Annotated in this window: 17 protein-coding genes; 10 read left to right on the top strand and 7 right to left on the bottom strand. The window is 53.3% G+C overall.

Features of this window, described 5'->3' with window-relative positions; genetic code table 11:
- The 9 genes from ACFQ14_RS03185 to gor are packed head-to-tail and all read left to right on the top strand — an operon-like array spanning position 1 to position 10700.
- A complete protein-coding gene (locus tag ACFQ14_RS03185; protein ID WP_377211247.1) occupies positions 1 to 1059 on the top strand; it encodes a maleylacetate reductase in 1059 nt (352 codons plus the stop codon).
- A 47-nt stretch (positions 1060 to 1106) separates the two neighbouring features.
- Positions 1107 to 2861 (top strand): FAD-dependent oxidoreductase, encoded by a 1755-nt coding sequence (locus ACFQ14_RS03190; protein ID WP_377211248.1) that lies wholly within the window; start codon positions 1107 to 1109, stop codon positions 2859 to 2861.
- Between the two features lie 5 nt (positions 2862 to 2866).
- Positions 2867 to 3586, top strand: a complete 720-nt coding sequence (locus ACFQ14_RS03195; RefSeq protein ID WP_377211249.1) for a 3-oxoacid CoA-transferase subunit A — start codon at positions 2867 to 2869, stop codon at positions 3584 to 3586.
- Positions 3583 to 4269 carry a 3-oxoacid CoA-transferase subunit B gene (locus tag ACFQ14_RS03200; protein WP_377211250.1) on the top strand — a complete coding sequence of 229 codons (687 nt, stop codon included), beginning with the start codon at positions 3583 to 3585 and terminating at the stop codon, positions 4267 to 4269. Before ACFQ14_RS03195 ends, ACFQ14_RS03200 begins: the two co-directional genes overlap by 4 nt.
- Before the next feature lie 9 nt (positions 4270 to 4278).
- Positions 4279 to 5481 (top strand): 3-oxoadipyl-CoA thiolase, encoded by a 1203-nt coding sequence (gene pcaF / locus ACFQ14_RS03205; protein WP_377211251.1) that lies wholly within the window; start codon positions 4279 to 4281, stop codon positions 5479 to 5481.
- A gap of 58 nt (positions 5482 to 5539) precedes the next feature.
- Complete coding sequence (locus tag ACFQ14_RS03210) at positions 5540 to 6610, top strand: C4-dicarboxylate TRAP transporter substrate-binding protein (protein WP_377211252.1); 1071 nt, start codon at positions 5540 to 5542, stop codon at positions 6608 to 6610.
- Between the two features lie 7 nt (positions 6611 to 6617).
- Entirely contained in the window at positions 6618 to 8675 is a 2058-nt protein-coding gene (locus ACFQ14_RS03215; RefSeq protein WP_377211253.1) for a TRAP transporter large permease, read from the top strand.
- The gene (locus ACFQ14_RS03220) at positions 8672 to 9259 is read left to right on the top strand and encodes a malonic semialdehyde reductase (RefSeq protein ID WP_377211254.1); all 588 of its coding nucleotides are present in this window, start codon (positions 8672 to 8674) and stop codon (positions 9257 to 9259) included. The genes ACFQ14_RS03215 and ACFQ14_RS03220 overlap by 4 nt, the downstream gene beginning before the upstream one ends.
- Positions 9260 to 9311: 52 nt before the next feature.
- Complete coding sequence (gene gor, locus ACFQ14_RS03225) at positions 9312 to 10700, top strand: glutathione-disulfide reductase (protein ID WP_377211255.1); 1389 nt, start codon at positions 9312 to 9314, stop codon at positions 10698 to 10700.
- A gap of 322 nt (positions 10701 to 11022) precedes the next feature.
- Here the strand turns inward: gor and ACFQ14_RS03230 are convergent, their stop codons facing one another.
- From ACFQ14_RS03230 to ACFQ14_RS03255, 6 genes are all read right to left on the bottom strand, one after another.
- A complete protein-coding gene (locus ACFQ14_RS03230) occupies positions 11023 to 11625 on the bottom strand; it encodes a metallophosphoesterase (RefSeq protein WP_377211256.1) in 603 nt (200 codons plus the stop codon).
- Positions 11626 to 11646: 21 nt separating this feature from the next.
- The gene (locus ACFQ14_RS03235; protein WP_377211257.1) at positions 11647 to 11913 is read right to left on the bottom strand and encodes a hypothetical protein; all 267 of its coding nucleotides are present in this window, start codon (positions 11911 to 11913) and stop codon (positions 11647 to 11649) included.
- A 192-nt stretch (positions 11914 to 12105) separates the two neighbouring features.
- Complete coding sequence (locus tag ACFQ14_RS03240) at positions 12106 to 14220, bottom strand: AAA family ATPase (protein ID WP_377211258.1); 2115 nt, start codon at positions 14218 to 14220, stop codon at positions 12106 to 12108.
- Positions 14213 to 14680, bottom strand: coding sequence for a hypothetical protein (locus tag ACFQ14_RS03245; protein WP_377211259.1), 468 nt, complete (start codon positions 14678 to 14680; stop codon positions 14213 to 14215). The genes ACFQ14_RS03240 and ACFQ14_RS03245 overlap by 8 nt, the downstream gene beginning before the upstream one ends.
- A gap of 5 nt (positions 14681 to 14685) precedes the next feature.
- The gene (locus tag ACFQ14_RS03250; protein ID WP_377211260.1) at positions 14686 to 15690 is read right to left on the bottom strand and encodes a hypothetical protein; all 1005 of its coding nucleotides are present in this window, start codon (positions 15688 to 15690) and stop codon (positions 14686 to 14688) included.
- A 720-nt stretch (positions 15691 to 16410) separates the two neighbouring features.
- A complete protein-coding gene (locus ACFQ14_RS03255) occupies positions 16411 to 17115 on the bottom strand; it encodes a Crp/Fnr family transcriptional regulator (RefSeq protein WP_377211261.1) in 705 nt (234 codons plus the stop codon).
- A 94-nt stretch (positions 17116 to 17209) separates the two neighbouring features.
- On the opposite strand from ACFQ14_RS03255, the gene ACFQ14_RS03260 reads away from it, so the two are divergent.
- On the top strand, positions 17210 to 17653 hold the full coding sequence (locus ACFQ14_RS03260; RefSeq protein WP_377211262.1) for a pseudoazurin: 444 nt from the start codon (positions 17210 to 17212) through the stop codon (positions 17651 to 17653).
- An 89-nt stretch (positions 17654 to 17742) separates the two neighbouring features.
- On the opposite strand, the gene ACFQ14_RS03265 is transcribed toward ACFQ14_RS03260, so the two are convergent.
- Positions 17743 to 18633, bottom strand: coding sequence for an SUMF1/EgtB/PvdO family nonheme iron enzyme (locus tag ACFQ14_RS03265; RefSeq protein ID WP_377211263.1), 891 nt, complete (start codon positions 18631 to 18633; stop codon positions 17743 to 17745).
- Positions 18634 to 18711 lie beyond the last annotated feature (78 nt).

Raw genomic sequence — 18711 nt, forward strand, 5'->3', positions numbered from 1 at the left:
ATGGAACCATTCGTATATGAAGCCTTGTCATCTAGGGTTGTCTTTGGTCGAGGTCGCATTAGCGAGGCACGAGACGAACTTGAAAAGCTGGGCGCGAAGCGGGCTCTCGTGCTTTCGACACCGGAGCAGGAAAAGGACGCGCAGGCACTCGCTTCAAGTCTTGGGCCGCTTGCCGGTGGTGTCTTCAGCCAAGCGGCCATGCACACCCCGGTTGATGTCACTAACCAGGCGATGGTTGTAGTCTCCGACAAGTCTATCGATGCAGTGGTATCGATTGGCGGCGGTTCGACCATCGGGTTGGGCAAAGCAATCGCCCTTCGCACCGACATGCCTCAATTGGCCATTCCGACCACCTATGCCGGATCGGAAATGACCCCCATTATTGGTCAGACCGAAGATGGCGTGAAGACGACGCAGACAACGCTGAAAGTGTTGCCGGAAACCGTCATCTACGATCCGGAACTGACCTATACCTTACCATCCTTCATTGCAGGGCCGTCGGCCATGAATGCGATTGCCCATTCGGTTGAAGCTCTCTACGCCCAAGACCGAAACCCGATTGTTTCCATGCTTGCCCAAGCGTCGATCGAGGCGCTCGCAACTGCTGTGCCCAATCTAATGAGCGATACGCTGGACAGTGAAGCCCGAGCGAATGCGCAATATGGCGCGTGGCTTGCCGGTGCGTGTTTGGCATCCGTCGGCATGGCGATCCACCACAAGATTTGTCACACGCTTGGCGGCACCTTTGATTTGAACCACGGCGCTGTTCACTGTCTGATGATCCCCTACACGGCTGCCTATAATCGCGATCATGCTAGTGAAGCCATGAAGCAAACTGCGTCCGCATTGGGCGTGGATGATGCACCTGGCGGGCTCTACGACCTGATGTTGCTTTCTAACAAGCAAAAGTCCTTGCGCGATTTCGGATTGACTGAGAGCGATTTGGACAGGGCTGCGACGCTGGCCGTCAAGAATCCATATTACAACCCGCGCCCTGTCGAGAAGGACGCGATCCGATCCATGCTTCAGGACGCCTTTGAAGGTGTCCGGCCAATGTGACGCGGCAACGAACAGATTAATGAAATTGAGCTTTGGGAGGAGTTTAAATGACAATAGTGGAAACAGATGTATTGATCGTTGGCACTGGCCCAGCCGGCGGCACGGCCGCATTGGCACTCGCAACTTACGGCGTCGATTGTATCGCGGTCAGCCAATTTGGCGGACCGAGCCGGACGCCGCGCGCGCACATCACAAACCAACGAACAATGGAAGTCTTGCGCGATCTCGGCGTCGAGGAAGAGGCAAAACAATTTGCCCAGCCACAGGAAATGATGGCCAATAATGTATTTTGCACGTCATTGGCTGGTGAAGAACTAGGCCGCATCCATTCATGGGGTAACCATCCGCAACGGCGTGCCGACTACGAATTGGCAAGCCCTAGTTCGATGTGCGACTTGCCTCAGAATTTCTTGGAACCTGTCCTGATAAACAACGCAGTCAAGCGCGGTGCCAATATCAGGTTCAACACAGAATTTGTCAGTCACGAACAAGACGCAACTGGCGTTACGGCAAAGGTGGTCGATAAACTCACGGGCCAGGAATACTCGATCCGCGCGAAATATCTGATCGGTGCCGATGGCGGAAATTCAAAGGTTGTTGAGCAGGCCGGATTGCCGCTTGCGGGAAAGATGGGCGTGGCTGGTTCCATGAACATCATTTTCGAAGCTGATCTATCTGCTTATGTCGCCCACCGCCCAAGTGTCCTCTATTGCATCATTCAGCCCGGTGCCAATGTCGGCGGTGTCGGCATGGGCATTTTGCGCATGATCAAGCCCTGGAAGCGCTGGATGGTGGTCTACGGATATGATCTAGCCGAAGGCGCGCCGGAAATGACCGACGACTTTGCCAAGGGGATCGTGCGTTCGCTTGTCGGTGTCGACGACCTTGATGTCGAGATAGATTCCACGTCGCTTTGGACTGTCAACAATTGCTGGGCGGAAACGCTCAGCAAGGGCCGCGTCTTTGCGGTGGGTGATGCTGTCCATAGGCACCCGCCGACCAATGGTCTGGGTTCCAACACTTCCGTTCAGGACAGTTACAATTTGGCATGGAAGCTGGCCTACATCCTCAAGGGCTTTGCGGGCGAAAAATTGCTCGAAAGCTATAATGATGAACGTGCGCCCGTGGCCGAGCAGATCGTCTCGCGGGCCGGGCGTTCCATTGGCGAATACGGACCCATCTTTGGGGCGCTTGGTCTGGCGGATGCCGCCGATGTCGACGCGATGAAAAAAGGCATTGAAGCGCGCAAAGACAACACGTCCGAAGGTAAAAAACGGCGCGCCGATCTCCGCAGCGCCATTCGCGCAAAGGATTATGAATACAATGCCCACGGCGTGGAATTGAATCAACGCTACGTATCGACCGCTGTTCATGCAGGAAACGACGTGCACAGGCCATTTCAACGCTGTGCGGAGTTATATTACCAGCCCAGCAGTGCGCCCGGTGCAAAGTTGCCTCATGTCTGGCTCAACCGAAGAAGCCATAAGGTGTCGACGCTCGATGTAGTCGGTGGCGGTAGCTTTACCTTGCTGACCGGTATTGGCGGCGATGCGTGGGTGGAAGCCGCCAACCAAATGGCAAAGCGAACCGGCGTGACAGTCAAATCTGTTCAGATTGGTCCGGGCTGTGACTATGACGACATGTTCGGCGATTGGTCCGATCTTAGTGAAATAGACGAAGACGGCTGCCTGTTGGTGCGTCCAGACGGCTATGTCGCTTGGCGCAGCAAAACTGCCCCAGGCGTGGACGGCGCTCAACAAATCAATAGTGCATTTGATGCATGTCTCAGTTTGGCCACGTGATCACCATGACCAAACTTGAAAACGATATCCATGAAGCAGTGAGCGCTGTCCAAGATGGTGCCACCGTCATGATTGGCGGATTTGGCGGATCAGGTGCTCCGATTGAATTGATCCACGCTTTGATTGATAGCGGCCCAAAAAATTTGACCGTGGTCAACAACAATGCCGGTAACGGCCACGTTGGCATCGCTGCTTTGATAGAGCAGGGGATGGTCAGCAAAATAATTTGCTCATTCCCACGCTCCGCTGATCCTGTCGTTTTCAACGATCTTTATCTGTCCGGCGGTATCGAGCTGGAATTGGTTCCGCAAGGAACGCTAGCAGAGCGCATCCGAGCTGGCGGAGCAGGTATTCCAGCTTTCTTCACGCCCACAAGCGTCGGCACGGAGCTAGCGCAGGGCAAACCGGTGCAGAACTTTGACGGAAAAGACTACGTCCAGGAGCGTTGGCTGAAAGCTGATATCGCGCTCATCAAGGCGCAGATCGGCGACGCGATGGGCAATCTGACCTATCGAATGGCCGCGCGAAACTTCAATCCGCTGATGGCCATGGCTGCAAACCAAACGATTGCCCAGGTCAGCCATGTTACGAAAGTGGGTGCGATCGATCCTGAACGCATCATAACGCCGGGCATTTTCGTGGACCGGATTGTCCACGTTGCAAACCCGGCACAGGAAGAGGCGCTGAACCGTCAAAACGCTGTTTATCCGGAGGCCAGTGCATGAGTAAGCAGTTGAACTCAATAAAGCTTTCCAATGCTCAGATTGCTTGGCGCGCCGCTCAAGACCTGACAGACGGCTCTTATGTAAATCTTGGTATCGGTTTCCCGGAAATGATCGCCAAGTTTCAGCCCGAAGGGCGAAATGTCACCTATCACACCGAGAACGGTGTCTTGGGTTTTGGCAAAGCACCACCAGAGGGGCGAGAGGATTGGGACCTCATCAACGCCGGTAAAAAAGCAATCACCCTCAATCCGGGTGCTGCATTTTTTCACCATGCGGACAGTTTTGCCATGGTGCGTGGAGGTCATTTGGACCTTGCTGTTCTCGGCGCCTACCAGGTTGCTCAAAACGGCGATCTTGCAAACTGGTCGACGGGAAGAGGCGGTGTTCCAGCCGTTGGTGGCGCGATGGATTTGGTTCACGGCGCTAAAAACGTAGCAGTTGTTACTGATCACATCACCAAGAGTGGCGAGCCCAAATTGGTTGCCGAATGCACGATGCCTCTAACCGGGCAAGCCTGCGTCACACGCATCTACACATCGCTCGCCGTCATCGACATCGTCGATGCCACTTTTGTGTTGCGCGAAAAACTGGATGCACTCGCTTTTGACAACTTGCAGGCGGTTACCGGCGCGCCGCTGCATGTCGATGGCAAGATCGTGCCGCTGAACGTGCCCGAATTGTGAGGAAGTAGCATGCCCGAAGCCTATATCTGCGCCTACACGAGAACGCCGATTGGCCGTTTTGGCGGCGCGCTTTCTTCTGTACGCGCAGACGATCTTGGAGCGCTGCCCATAAAGTCGCTGATGGAAAAGCATAGGCAGGTAGATTGGGAAGGCATCGACGAGGTCATCTACGGTTGTGCCAATCAGGCTGGTGAAGATAACCGCAATGTTGCGCGCATGTCGGCCTTGTTAGCCAATCTGCCAAAGACTGTCCCAGGAACGACGATCAATCGGCTCTGTGGTTCAGGTATGGACGCGGTCATAATCGCCGCTCGCGGCATCAAGTCTGGAGAGATAGACATCGCTATTGCTGGCGGCGTTGAGAGCATGAGCCGCGCGCCCTTCGTGATGCCGAAAGCCGATGCCGCCTTTTCACGGGTAACCGAAATTCACGATACCACGATCGGATGGCGCTTCATCAACCCGGTGATGAAGACGCAATATGGCGTGGATTCCATGCCAGAGACTGGCGAAAACGTGGCTGAGGACTTCAATGTAACACGCGAAGATCAAGACCTGTTTGCTCTGCGCTCTCAACAAGCCGCCAAGAAAGCCCAGTCCAGCGGACGGCTGGCAAAAGAGATCACGCCGGTCAGTATCGATCAACGCAGAGGTGACCCTGTCGTCTTCGATAAAGATGAACATCTGCGCGACACGACCATTGAAAAGCTGGCGGCCCTCAAGGCTCCGTTTCGCAAAGGTGGTTCTGTAACCGCAGGCAATGCCTCGGGGGTAAACGATGGCGCAGCTGCGCTTATCATCGCGTCTGAAAATGCTGCAGCTCGGCATGGGCTGACGCCTATCGCCCGAATACTGGGGGCCGCCACTGCGGGAGTGCCGCCCCGAATCATGGGCATCGGACCTGCGCCGGCATCGAACAAATTGATGGCACGGCTTGGCATGACACAAGAGCAATTCGGCGTGATTGAACTCAACGAAGCTTTTGCCAGCCAAGCGCTCGCCACATTGCGCGAACTCGGCATTGCTGATGATGACCCACGGATTAACCGAAACGGCGGGGCCATCGCGTTGGGCCATCCGCTGGGAATGTCTGGTGCTCGTATCACCGGCACCGCTGCCGTCGAGCTGAGCGAAACAAGCGCACAATATTCACTTTCAGCCATGTGCATTGGCGTGGGCCAAGGCATCGCCATTGCTCTTGAGAGGGTCTGATCGAGGAGAAAGCCTGTTTCAGGCTGGAATTAACTGAAAAACAAATGGGAGAGAAACCATGCTTCATTCACGAAGAACAATTTTAGCGGCGATGGCCGCAGCTGCTGGCGCCAGTGTGCTGCCTCGACAGGCTCATGCCGAAGTCATCAAGCTCACTATGTCGTCCAGTCATCCGACCGCTGTGCCATGGGTGGGGGCGCTATCGAGCCATGTTGTCAAAGAAACAAATTCCAGACTTGCTGCCGCCGGATCGGCCATTTCGGTAGACTGGACTGAGAGCTATGGCGGCGCTCTCTATAAGTTTGACAAGACACTGGAAGCAGTAGCCGATGGACTGACGGACATGGGGTGGGTCGGAACGCTTTGGGAAGAGAGCAAGATGCCGCTCCAGAATGTGACTTTCCATACGCCCTTCGTCACCGATGACTTGCCGCTTCAGCTGTCAGTGATCAACAAACTACACCAAGAGCTTCCTGCTCTTTCAGAAGCTTGGCAGCGGCAAAAACAAATTTTCTTGGGTGCCAGCGGCATTGAAACTTTCCACATGCTGACGCGTGAGCCGTTTGAACGGTACGAACAACTCAACGGCATGAAAATGATTGCAGCCGGATCGGTCGGAAATTTTCTGAAAGGATCCGGCGCAGTACCGGTGAATTCAGGTCTTCCAGATTTCTACAATAATTTGAGTTCTGGCGTCGCGGATGGCGTTTTGATTGCATTTTCCGGTGCCGTTCCGTTCAAGCTTTTTGAACCTGCGCCGTATGTGACCAAGGTCAGTATTGGCAGCCAAATGACCGGAGGCCTCGCCGTCAACCGTCGCAGTTGGCGTAAGCTCCCTGAAGACGTGCAGGGCGTTTTGCAGACACTGGGCCAGGAGTATTCGCAAGTTCATGCAACCCAGTTGATGAATGCCGGACAAGCTTTTGAAGCTGCAATGACTGCTGGTGGTGCGACGATAACCACTCTGGATCCCGCCGAGCGACAAAAATGGGTCGACGGGCTCCCCGACATAGCGGCCGAATGGCGAGCGGTCACGGAAAACCGGGGTGCGCCGGCTGGCGAAGTGCTGAAAGCTTATATGGACGCGATGAAGGCCGCTGGCGTTCAACCTGCACGTGACTGGACATAATCGCGCTATGCGATTTCTTATAAAGACACCGTGGCGCCATGTTGCTGGCGCCACGCCAAGCGGTATTCCATCAGCGTGGAGCCGCAGAACTGTCTTGACGGGACGGCTTCCGTTTCAGCCGCTTGCCAACTTAAGTGCCGTTCTCAGCATTGCTGGAACGATTTGGACAGTTGCCATCATGTTCCTGATTACGGCTGATCTGTTGGGGCGATCAATTTTCAACTCTCCGCTGCCCCGCGTCCCTGAAATCGTTGGTTACTCCATCGTCGCAATCGTTTTTCTGCAGGTTGCCGATAGCATTCGACATGGCCGACTTGCTCGATCAGACGCTTTTCTCGATGGCATAGAAATGCGCACGCCTGCGGCAGCTGGCTTGTTCTTTTTCGTATTCCATCTTGTGGGTGCTGCAATCATGGCCTTGATCGCTTACGGCACACTACCTGATCTGCAAGAGGCTTGGATCTACGACGACTACTTTGGCAGCCAAGGCGACTTCGCTGTAGCAGTTTGGCCTTTTCGCGCCATTGTCGTTATCTGCGCAACGATTGCTGCCGCCGAGTTTCTTGTTCAGGCCTGGCTCTCGCTGCGCGCTGTTATGAAAGATGAACCTGAACATCCTGACGCTCATCGAGGCGCGCCAAAGGGATACACCGCGATCGCCATTTTCGCACTCATAGGTGCGTGTTCCGCTGCTCTGCTGCTCTCCGCATCTGATGGCTTTGCGATAGCCGCAATTCTGGTTGTACTGATGGTTTTGATCGTCTTGATCGGTATGCCAATTGCAACAGCCTTAGCTGCGCTCAGTTTCGTTGGCGTGTGGTTGCTGCGGGGCGATCTGGAGTCAGCGATCAATATGCTGAAGATCGCCGCGACAGGTTCCATTCAAAACCAGCTTTTCGGTGTCGTGCCGCTGTTCGTGCTCATGGGTATGCTTGTTCACGAAGCGCGGGTGGGGCGAGATGCGTTTGATGTGTGCCAATGGTTGCTTGGCCGCTTGTTAGGTGGCCTTGGCGTCGCAACAGTTGCTGCTAATACGGTGTTCGCGGCGATTACCGGAATATCTATTGCATCCGCGGTCGTGTTTACCAGAGTTGCGGTGCCACCCATGCTGGAACACGGCTATTCGGCGCGCTTTGCTGTGGGCGTCGTGGCTGGCAGTTCTGTTCTCGGAATGCTTATCCCGCCTTCGCTCCTGCTGATCGTTTACGGCATCATCGCCGAGGTTTCAGTTGGCGCTCTTTTCACCGCTGCTATCGTACCTGGTCTGATACTCGCTACGGGCTTTTGTTTCATGATTTACGGTCTTGCACGATGGGTTCCTTCTTTCGTCGGAAACCTCGATCGTATCATTTCAACTGATTTTCCAAGTGCATGGAGCCGCACACCTGCCCAAACTGAAACGCCGCGTTCGGCTCTTTTGAAGCTCACCCCTATCGCTTTCCTGGTGGTCTCGGTCTTGGGGGGAATCTACGGTGGATTTTTCACACCCACAGAAGCGGGAGCAGTGGGTGCTGTACTGGCGTTGATCGTTTACGCAATAAAGGCTGCCCTTCTGCCTGGCATGTCGAGTTGGGGCGCACTTTGGCGGGTTATGATTGAAACCGGACAAATTTCGGTTTCGATCCTGTTGCTCATTATCGCGGCCAATATGTACACGCGCATGATTGCGCTGTCGGGTCTGCCAGCCGATCTCGTGGGGCTAGCGACAAGTGCTGACCTTCAGTTGATGACTTTGATTGTCGTCTATCTGATTGCTTTGCTGTTGATGGGGATGGTCCTGGATTCCGTTTCTATAATGCTGATCACGCTGCCACTCATGTTGCCGCTGCTCGTCAGCTTCAACGTAGACTTGATTTGGTTTGGCATCGTGACGGTAATCGCAATAGAGGTCGGTCTGCTTACCCCGCCGCTCGGTCTATCCGTCTATGTCGTCAAAGCTGCACTTGGAAACACGCAGGTCACATTGCGCGACATCTTTATTGGCACAAGTCCCTTTGTGGCAGCCATGCTGTTCATGATCGCGCTTTTGCTTCTGTTTCCACAAATGACGAGCGTTCTAAGATGACGATAGATGCCAAAGCTATAGAGGCACTCTTTACACAAGCGCGTACTGCCAATCGGTTTCTTCCCAAGCCAGTGGAAGCGCAACAGCTTGCCGAGATTTATGATTTGATGAAATGGGGGCCGACTTCCATGAACGGCAGCCCGGTGAGGTTTGTGTTCCTAACGACACCGCAAGCACGGGCCAGGCTTTTGCCCGCCTTGTTCGATGCCAATATCAAGCGGGCTGAAAGTGCGCCAGTGATTGCTATTGTAGGGCAGGATTTGGAATTTTTCGATCACTTGCCCCGCCTTTATCCATCCTCACCACAAGCCATCAAGCTCTTCGAGAAGAATGAAATAGCAGCCCAAATCACGGCGCTTCGAAATTCTACCTTACAGGGCGCTTACCTCATAATGGCGGCGCGCGCAGTGGGTCTCGATTGCGGTCCCATGTCTGGTTTTGATAATGGTTATGTCGATCAAGAGTTCTTTGCCGGCACACGCATCAAGTCGAATTTCCTTTGTTCCATCGGTTATGCAGATCCGGATAGTACGTATCCCCGGGCACCAAGATTCAGCTTTGAGGAAGTGTGCCAGATACTTTGAGACCATCCAGAAATTTTAAAATTCTCTTGAACCGAAATATTGGAAGCTCGCAATGAATTATGATTACGATTTGTTTGTTATTGGGGGCGGGTCCGGCGGAGTGCGTGCGGCAAATCGAACTGCCGCGTTGGGGCACCGCGTCGCAATTGCAGAAGAAAGCCGGTATGGCGGCACATGCGTGATTCGCGGCTGCGTTCCAAAAAAACTATATGTCTACGCATCAACCTTTCACGAGCATTTTGAAGATGCGGCAGGCTATGGTTGGACGGTCGGTGACACTAAATTCGATTGGGACAAATTGGTTGCCAGCAAGGAAGCGGAAATTACCCGGCTGGAAGGGCTCTACAAAAAAGGTTTGATGAGCAATTCCGTTGAGCTTTTTGACAGCCGCGCAGAACTGCGGGGGCAACACGAGATCTGGCTCAAATCCGAAGACCGTGTTGTGACAGCAGACAAAGTTCTCATCGCAGTCGGCGGCACACCAAATCCTCACGCAGACTTGGAGGGACATGAACACGCTATTGTCTCTGACCAAGCATTTGATCTCAGCGCGCTTCCAGAGAGTATAATCATCGCTGGGGCGGGTTACATCGCCATTGAATTTGCGGGCATTTTTAACGGCTTGGGTGTGGATACGACAATACTCTACCGAGGGCAGGAAATTTTATCCGGATTTGACGATGACGTCCGAGAGCTGCTGCACGAGGAGTATGAGAAACGCGGGATAAAAATCATAACCCAGCAAGTCTTCTCGAAAATTGAGAGGCTTGAGAACGGCAAACGAAAAGCAACTCTTTCCGACGGGAGTGCAATCGAGGTTGACCAAGTAATGTTCGCTCTAGGTCGGGTGCCGCAAACGGACTCTTTGGGACTTGAGAATGCTGGCGTTAAAACCGACGAGTGCGGATACATTCCTGTTGATGGATACTCCAAGACAAATATCGCTAATATCTGGGCTGTTGGCGATGTGACCGACCGCGTGCAACTCACGCCAGTCGCCATCCATGAAAGCATGTGTTTTGTTTCCACCGAATTTAAGGGAAATCCGCAAGAGCCGAACCACGATAATATTGCCACTGCCGTTTTCTCTCATCCCGAAATCGGCACGGTTGGGATGACAGAACATGATGCTGCGCGCAAATACGAAAAGCTGAACATCTTCAAAACGACATTTCGCCCAATGAAATATACGCTGGCTAAACGTGACAGCAAAATGCTGATGAAACTGATTGTGGATGCTCAAACGGACAGACTTGTAGGGGCCCACATACTTGGTCCAGACGCGGGGGAAATGGCCCAACTCATTGCCGTCCCGATGAAAATGGGATGCACAAAGCAAGACTTCGACGACACGATGGCTCTACACCCCTCAGCAGCTGAAGAATTGGTAACGATGTATGAACCAAGTTATTCTGTAAAATCCGGTGTCAGGGTTCAATAAGTCGATACTAATTACTCGTGTCGTTTCGACAGTTATAAAGGGAAATCAGGTTCTTATTTCCGCTCAATTAATGAATTTATTTAGGTTTCATAGCGAATCAGCGTAATGCCGCTCGGGCTTTTGTCCCATCATTTACCAACGACAGTTACGATGAGTCCCAAATTTTCAACATGCAATGCGCCTTTTTTGTTCCTTTGGCGCTGACAGGGAGCAATTGCCAAATTTCAATGTCCGCTTCGGAGCAGCACGATTTCGATCTCCAATGCCTAATTGGGGGTGCATGACCGACCTTCGGCGCTTACAAAGTTCGTACTGATGTTGCTCAAACCTCCACCACCAAATCCTCAACGAACCCCGTCCGTTCACGTGCATATCCGAGCGGGTTGCAGATGATATGTGTCTGCCCGATTTGGTAGTCGAATGGCGTATGGGTGTGGCCGTGGATCCAGAGATCGGGTTGGTATTTCTCGATCATGCCCGACAGATCCGAGACAAAGGCAGCTGTCAAAAGATCATTTTCGTATTGAGGTGCGACTGAGTTTGGGTGTGGGGCGTGGTGAGTGACGATGATCGTTGGACCTTCGAAGGGCTTGGCCAATGCTGTTGTGAGATATTCGATCGACTGTCTGTGACGCACCAGGGCATCGTGCGGTAGGAATATGCGTTGGCCGGGCAACCCCTGTGCATCGTATGTTTTGATCATGCGGTGATCGTTCATGAACATTTCCGCTGCCACCATCGCATCTTCGCAGCGGTTCTTATACAACGCGTAATCGGTCCAAAGTGTGCAGCCGATGATACGGATTCCGCCGATCTTGCAGGTGCGGTTTTCGAGGAGGCGAATATTGGACTTTGAGTGGGCCTGGCTAGCCTCAGTCGGGACACTGCTGTGGTTGGCTTCGAAGTGTTTGTTCCCGTCGTCCACGCCTCGGTCAATGGCGTGATTTTAGAACTCGTGGTTGCCTACTACGAGAACCGTCGGCTGTAGGGTCAGCTGCTCGCCAAAGGCAATGGCTTCTTGAATGCTGACATGAATATCGCCAGCAAGAATGCAGATGTCATGATCAGGAATTGTGGTCGGTAGCCATGGCGGGGACACCCCGCGTTGGTGAAGGTCGGATAGAACCCAGACTTTCTGTTTCCGGCGTGGATTGCGCTCAGGACTGATGCCATCATCTGACTTAGCTTTATTGGGCGTATTGACGTTGATCATGGTTGGCACTCTTTGATTTCAATAACAATGTTGGGATAAAGCCCCCCGGCGATCAGGATGCTCTTGGCATTGCAGATGATCGGCGTCGCACTGAACGGACAGGCACGGCACAAACTGGAGTTTCCTGAGCCCAGAGCCTCGGCACCTAGTCGACAGCGACAGACGAAAGATAGGAAGCGTATGGCTCGCTGATCAGACAGCAGTCATGAATTTATCTCGGCTGTCCACGACCACACGGATGAGGCGGCGTAGGTTGCGGATAGAGCCTCCGCGCCAGTGGCGTTTGAGCGTGGCCAGCTCGTTTGCGGTGAGCGGTTCGCACCAATCTGCTGACAGGCCGCGTTCTGCGTAGGCAGCAAGAAGCAGTTGAGGAGCCAAGGCTTCCAGATGCTCTGGCTTTGGCGATGGGCAGCGGATGATTTCCAATCGGTTCTGCAGGGGAGTTGGAACATCGCGTAGCCTGTTGGCCGTGAAGACCCATGAGAGGGCACTGACATTCAATGGTGCTGCGAGGAAGCTGTCGAACAGGGAAGATGCGCGGCGCGGTTCAAGAAAGCCAAGCAACTTGGTCCGTGGGTCGCCGTTTTTCAATGAACCACCGAGTTTCTCCAGCTCATCGAGAATGATGACCGGGTTGGCGATTTGATGTTCCATGATTACGTTTAGGTGCACGCCGGCCGAACTGTTTCCCCATCGATTATCGGTTCCGAACATATGCGCGTCAGCCGTGCCAGCCGCGTCAATTGTGATTGATGGAACATCAACTGCTTTGACCAACTCTTCCAGCAGAGTTGTCTTTCCGCACCCGGGTTGTCCCACCAAAAGCACTGGTGGCAGCTTTATGGATGCATGCGGCACCATCGCACTGAGGATGCGGTCCGTGACCGAGGCCAGATGCGGAAGCATTTTGATCAATTGCGCACGGGCGTCGGACAGGTCCGGCGTGGGTAGCAGGGGCAATTCCTTTCCCACCAATTCTTCCCGAAACACCTTCAGCGGATCGTGGTGTGTATCGCCGTTGCGCTTTGGAAGACTGGGCAGAACGACAAGCGAAGGTTGCTCAGGAGTATAAGTACTCTCAGCACCTGACGTTTGGTTTGGACGATTACGCTCTTTCGACCGTGCAGGTCGAACCAAATCAAAATCATCAAACAGGTCTTTGCTGTCTGCCTTGTTTGAAGAGGTTTTGGAAGAAGGTTTGATTGAGCTACTGGGAAGATCCTGTCCGCCGTGCGCCACTTCTGTTCCATCAATCCAGTACGAATGCAGCCGCTTCACATCGCGAAGAATTGCAATGAGGGAATCGGGAGAATGCGCCTTCCGTTTCATACTCCGCATTGAAAGTGACCCGATCTTGATATCGGTATCCTCTTCGTCCGCTCCCCCCTCCCAACGTTCCACCAAATCTGGCGCCCGTGCCCTCACCACGTCCATTTGAGCGTCTAGCCACAAACGAATGCACTGGAAGGGTGTGGCCTCGGCATTGACGATGATCTTGGAAAGCTCAATCGACAAGTCAAAGTCTTCGCCCAATCCGCCGGGAAAGACGTGATCGCCCATGTCGGCCACGGCCGCACCCTTTTGCAATTGCATGAGGGTCAAACGCGCTTCAGCACATCGGACCACCGTGTGCATGACGGAATTGGTTATGGTGATACCGGTTGGCCTCGCATTTGAGAAGCGGCGAACGAGCAGAGGAAACAGCGCATCGCAGTCTCGGTCGACAGCGAAGTTGTACAGAACCGCATCTGCGATATCAGCGATGACTTTGCTGTTTTCCAAAAGCGCTGCTCGATTGAGCAGAGTGTAGAGCTCTACTGCAGAATCTTCACAACCTTCATTCACTACTTTGAAATACAACCAGGTGGAGTTCGGTATGGTCGTGCGAAGCGCGATCATCGGCAACTGACTGATCAGCCGCCTTCGTGCGATTGGGACACCAGCCAACAACAGATAGAGCAGCTGGGCGCTCAGCAGGTTGTTCTGCCCGTCCATTTTGGATGGCTGGATGATAAAGTCCGGTTCGTCCACCACATCATCACGCATGTCCACGCAGTCGGTTTGCTTGGTGAGCAATTCATCCAGTAACGGCGCCAGTTCCAGCAGTTCAGGCTTGTCGATCAGCTGGACAAGTGGCTGCACTGAGGCAGTGGCCAACAAATGATCGCCACGGGCGTTAGTCTTGGTGAGCTTACGTCCTTTAGTGGATCGCAGGCGGTAATTCATCTTGGCAGACCGACGCTTGTGGCTGCGAGCTGCGCGTTTAGCAAGATTGTGCACTTTGTGAGGGCGAGAACGTTTACGCATCGGATTTCCCTCCTGCATTTTCAGCAGAACCGGACATGTCCGAAACGCACTTCTTACCCCTAATAGATGGCGTGCCAGCTTTCGCTGCGATCATATCGGATGCCTCCAACGAGCCCCAGCCTTTGAACGAGGCAAGCACCGCCGCGCAGGCTGCATCGCCATCGCAGGCATGGCTGAACATAAGGTCCACGACCGGCTGTGGGATGGCGCCCTTGTTACCTCGGTGAACCTTGGCACAGGCCAACGCGAGCCTTACTGCCATGGCGGGATCATCGACGATCGACTTCGTATCCAAGCACCCATGATTATGAGCGCTTTCTTCAACCGGTATGGCTGACTTGGAAGCCTCAGCGTTATCATGACCGTTTCTAGCCGCGCTCTTCGCGATGAGAGCTCGCACCCATTTAACTGACGATGGCTGCAGGGCAGGGTGGGGTTCGTTTCTGTTTTCACGATCCATGACCATTACTCCTGCACTTCGAGAGTGGGTGCAGAACCGCCCATCGGCTTCTGGGACCAATAGCCTTCGACTGGTTTGTTGGACTTGAGGAGGGCGTGGACTGCCTGTTTTGGGCTGGCAAACTCGACAGGAAACACCAGCTCAAGGCGTCCGTCTTCAGCTCTCGTTTGCTCCAGATAGCCCGACCATTCGAGACGATTGCGAATGCTTTGCAGGCCTCTAGGAAGCTGGTGCTCATCGCACACGCGATATTGCGAACCCGGGAATACGAGAAAACGCCCGTTCGACATCACAGCACCGCTCATCTCGTAACCCCTCAGCACGCCCGCTGACGCGTTGAACTCCCACAGGACATCTTCGATTTCGATCGGTGTAAGGCTGAAGTTCTTTTCGTCTTCGCCGTCCAAAATCTCGCTTTCGTCCAAGAACGGAACACTCTTCAAAACCAAAGAGGCATGCGCGTTCATTGGGTAGCCAGCCGCTGCCAGCAGAGAAATGGCATCTTTGATGATCACTTTAACGATGTGCTCATCGTGAGCGCCCATTTCGAACGCTGGCACATCCTGGCTGATGACTTTCACATTGGGCTGGTCAGCCGTCATGCGGTTAATAACGCCTTCGGCAAACCGCATATGGGCGCTGTTGGCCTCAAGGCTGGTCGTGGTTAGAACGAAGACGGTGTGAGCCTTTGAGGAGAAGCGCGTGTCGTATTGGTGTCTACGCAACCGGTTCTCCACATCGCCGCTCGATCCGACATACACCGAGGAATGGACGTTGTCCTCTTCGCTAGACATGACGATTGCGTAGACTGCAGGCACAGTAAGCTGCAGCTGGCGCAGTGTGCTGTAGACGTCTCCGAAAAGTACGCGGAGAAGCTGGACATGAGAGAATGGTTTGCGGAAACGAGTGACCTGTTCCACGCCATCGACTTGCTCGACAGTCGTGATCGCATTGTCAGTCTTCCAGCCCTTTGGAAGAGATTTGGCTTCGGTGTTTGGGTTACGTTTCATGTGCTCAATCCTTTTGTGAGTAGATCGAACCGGCTCCGAAAACAGACGTGCGAAGAACAATCGAGGTCACACCTCCCGCCGCTGAACAGCAGAAGGCGCACCAAGACGGTCAAATAGAACACACCACGGCCAACGCACAGCGTACGACGGCGCAGTCTTCGAACGCGGTTCGAAAACTGGGTGCTACTGTTTGTCGATCTTGGAGTTGTCGGACACGAAAGCCGCAAGCGCACAGCGCGATGCAGCAAACGCCAGAGCATCATATTTATTCGGGGGAGGGTATTGGCCAGAATCAGCCAAGTGATTAAACGTGAGCATAGCTCAACCTTTCTGTTACGCGCAGATTAGGCTGGGTTAGGTCCCTGGAAGCGTTGGTAGCGCTCCAGGGCCCGCAGCCTATCTACAGATGATCGGTACCGTGAATCGACACCGTTGGCTTTAAGATCATTAGACGCTGCGTAAAAAGCAAGAGCCATATTTGGCTTTTCAGAATTAGGGTAAACGAACCTATTTGTTTGCCGAAAATCGCATTAGTTCAGAATTATAGATTACTCTGTGCACGGATCTCGGGAATTTTACCTAAAAAGCAACGTCCGTTATGCGCCCCATTCAGGACGTTTGGGCCATAAATCGCTTCCGATATTAGCGGACACTTCAATTATTTGATGCTCAAGGCTTCGCTAAACCCGCAACTTCGGCGATTTTAGTGGTTTGTGGCCATCAAACAGCGCCGCTATGGCTACCAGCGATTTGCAAGAGCGTGTCACCGTTTGAAACTGTGATCTTTTGCCGTCCACTTTTGACGATACCGTCCTGTTCCCATCTACTGAGTAATCTGGATACAGTGTGTAAAGTAGTGCCAGTCATTTCAGATATATCCTGACGGGAAATTGGAAAATCAATGAGCAGACCATCATCGGTTTTCCGGCCGATTTGTTTGGAAAGCTTCACCAGCGCATTTGCTACACGCTGTTCCACGCGCTCCGTCGCCATTTCAACGATACGCTCTTGCGTCTCCTGCAAACGCGCCCCAACGATCTTGTAGGTATTGGTGGAAAAAGTCGGGAACTTTGCAATCGTTTCGGCCCAGATGGAATTGGGCCATTCGAGGATGACACAATCGGCTGCGGCGACCGCATTGGCTGGATATTGCGAAAAGCCTAAAGCTAGAGCAATGCCGAGTAATTCGCCTGGCGCAATGAAACGGGCGATGATCTGCTCCCCGATGGGTGTAATTTTGACTACCCGAACGGCACCGTCCAACAAGAGAAAGAAGGAACCAGCTTCCTCACCTTGCTCAAAAACATGATCACCTTTTTTCACCCTTATGGATTTTGCTGGTTCCAGCAGAAGTTTGAGATCAGCATCAGTAATTCCGGCGAAAGGTGGCAGGTTTTGTATCAACGAAGGGTCAAGCTTGGTCATATTCTGCCTTGAGGTTGTGCTGGATCAAACTCGTGTCGCTTGTCATCTGCTTTAACGGGTTATCGCAAACAGCAAGACCTGGAAAGGGTATGACATGCGCAAAGCAATTCTGATAGCCGCCATGATGGCAACGGCTTTGAACGCTGGCTGGGCAAATGCAGCCGAGTTTGAAGTTCTGATGTTGAACAAGGGCGAAAAAGGCGGGATGGTTTTCGAGCCGGATTTCGTCAAAGCGGCGCCTGGTGACACCCTCAAATTCGTTCCCACTGACAAGGGGCACAATGTCGAATCGATCAAGGGTATGCTTCCCGATGGCGTTGAGAAGTTCAAAAGCAAGTTTAACGTGGAATACGTCCTGACGGTCGACAAGGAAGGTCTCTACGGCATCAAATGCTCTCCGCATTATGGAATGGGCATGATCGCCTTGATCGCCGTTGGCACACCGACCAATGAAGCCGATGCCAAAGCGGTTAAACAACGGGGCAAGGCGAAAAAGCGGTTTGAAGAAGCCTTCGCCCAATACGAGGCTTCCAAGTAAACCAAACGACTTGCTCGAACGAAAAGGCCGGTCAGATCCTCAAGATCTGATCGGCCTATTTCTTTTAATCGAGCCTTGTGTCGGTCTGTTTACAATACGGCTTTGAGCCAATTGCGCACCCGTCGTATGGACAGCAGTGGTGGGTTGTCTTTGACAAGACGGAAGCCCAGATAGTCTGGCGGGGTGCCAACAGCACAACCACCGCTTTTGGCGTCCTTAATGAAAAAGGTCATGTAGGATCGGTGACGACCTTCAACCACGCGAACGCCGCAATTGCCCTCACCATCGTCGGAAATGACCTTGCCATCTTGGGAAACTTTGGACCGTTTGTAGCAAGTCGATGTCCACTCCCAAACATTGCCGGACAGATCGAAGAGGCCGTTCTCGTTTGCGCCATATCCGCCACGAATGCGAACGATGGGATCGGCATCGCGGTCGAGGTCAATCGACTGCTGGTATTTCGAGAGCATCCGCTTTGAAGGATCACTCTGGCTTGTCTCGATGCCCTTTGCATCATCGAAGAAGCGACTGCCGGCCGCATAGGCCCATTCAGTATCTGCTGGCAAACGCCACGTAACGCCTGTTTTGGTTGTGAGCCAGCGGGCGTAATTTACAGCGTCGAGATAGCTGACGCCTGTGACGGGTCTGTTATCGTCAATGCCTGCATTCTTTTCAGTTTGGCCAAATGTCGTCTCGCAAAAATCATCAGCCACACACCGCGCATAGTCCGCGCGTGAGATCTGGTATTTGGTGACGTGCAAGGGTTGCTTGAAATCGACCTTGGAGACGGGAGCATTGACTGGCGCACCGCTCTTGAGAAATTCGCCTGACCGCCTGTAGTCGAAAGAACCAGCCGGAATTGTGACAAGTTCGGGAACGGCGACTTTTTCGCCCGGCGTCTGCTGCGTCAATTGATTGTAGCCTATCGCAGCTACTGACGTGACAATGGCCAGACCGGCAATTGTTTTGATAATCGTCATGGTCCTTGCTCCTTACAAATGCAGCCCGATACCGAATTCTGGCACCGGGCTGCAGTTTCCTGACTAATAGAGGAGATT

Origin of the sequence: Pseudahrensia aquimaris (genome assembly GCF_042676045.1) — a bacterium.
GTDB classification, from domain to species: Bacteria; Pseudomonadota; Alphaproteobacteria; order Rhizobiales; family Rhizobiaceae; genus Pseudahrensia; species Pseudahrensia aquimaris.

Bases quoted from the DNA above. Each gene is read 5' to 3' on its own strand.
- ACFQ14_RS03185 (WP_377211247.1), top strand. From the start codon at position 1: ATGGAACCATTCGTATATGAAGCCTTGTCATCTAGGGTTGTCTTTGGT.
- ACFQ14_RS03190 (WP_377211248.1), top strand. From the start codon at position 1,107: ATGACAATAGTGGAAACAGATGTATTGATCGTTGGCACTGGCCCAGCC.
- ACFQ14_RS03195 (WP_377211249.1), top strand. From the start codon at position 2,867: ATGACCAAACTTGAAAACGATATCCATGAAGCAGTGAGCGCTGTCCAA.
- ACFQ14_RS03200 (WP_377211250.1), top strand. From the start codon at position 3,583: ATGAGTAAGCAGTTGAACTCAATAAAGCTTTCCAATGCTCAGATTGCT.
- pcaF (WP_377211251.1), top strand. From the start codon at position 4,279: ATGCCCGAAGCCTATATCTGCGCCTACACGAGAACGCCGATTGGCCGT.
- ACFQ14_RS03210 (WP_377211252.1), top strand. From the start codon at position 5,540: ATGCTTCATTCACGAAGAACAATTTTAGCGGCGATGGCCGCAGCTGCT.
- ACFQ14_RS03215 (WP_377211253.1), top strand. From the start codon at position 6,618: ATGCGATTTCTTATAAAGACACCGTGGCGCCATGTTGCTGGCGCCACG.
- ACFQ14_RS03220 (WP_377211254.1), top strand. From the start codon at position 8,672: ATGACGATAGATGCCAAAGCTATAGAGGCACTCTTTACACAAGCGCGT.
- gor (WP_377211255.1), top strand. From the start codon at position 9,312: ATGAATTATGATTACGATTTGTTTGTTATTGGGGGCGGGTCCGGCGGA.
- ACFQ14_RS03235 (WP_377211257.1), bottom strand. From the start codon at position 11,913: ATGATCAACGTCAATACGCCCAATAAAGCTAAGTCAGATGATGGCATC.
- ACFQ14_RS03240 (WP_377211258.1), bottom strand. From the start codon at position 14,220: ATGCGTAAACGTTCTCGCCCTCACAAAGTGCACAATCTTGCTAAACGC.
- ACFQ14_RS03245 (WP_377211259.1), bottom strand. From the start codon at position 14,680: ATGGATCGTGAAAACAGAAACGAACCCCACCCTGCCCTGCAGCCATCG.
- ACFQ14_RS03250 (WP_377211260.1), bottom strand. From the start codon at position 15,690: ATGAAACGTAACCCAAACACCGAAGCCAAATCTCTTCCAAAGGGCTGG.
- ACFQ14_RS03255 (WP_377211261.1), bottom strand. From the start codon at position 17,115: ATGACCAAGCTTGACCCTTCGTTGATACAAAACCTGCCACCTTTCGCC.
- ACFQ14_RS03260 (WP_377211262.1), top strand. From the start codon at position 17,210: ATGCGCAAAGCAATTCTGATAGCCGCCATGATGGCAACGGCTTTGAAC.
- ACFQ14_RS03265 (WP_377211263.1), bottom strand. From the start codon at position 18,633: ATGACGATTATCAAAACAATTGCCGGTCTGGCCATTGTCACGTCAGTA.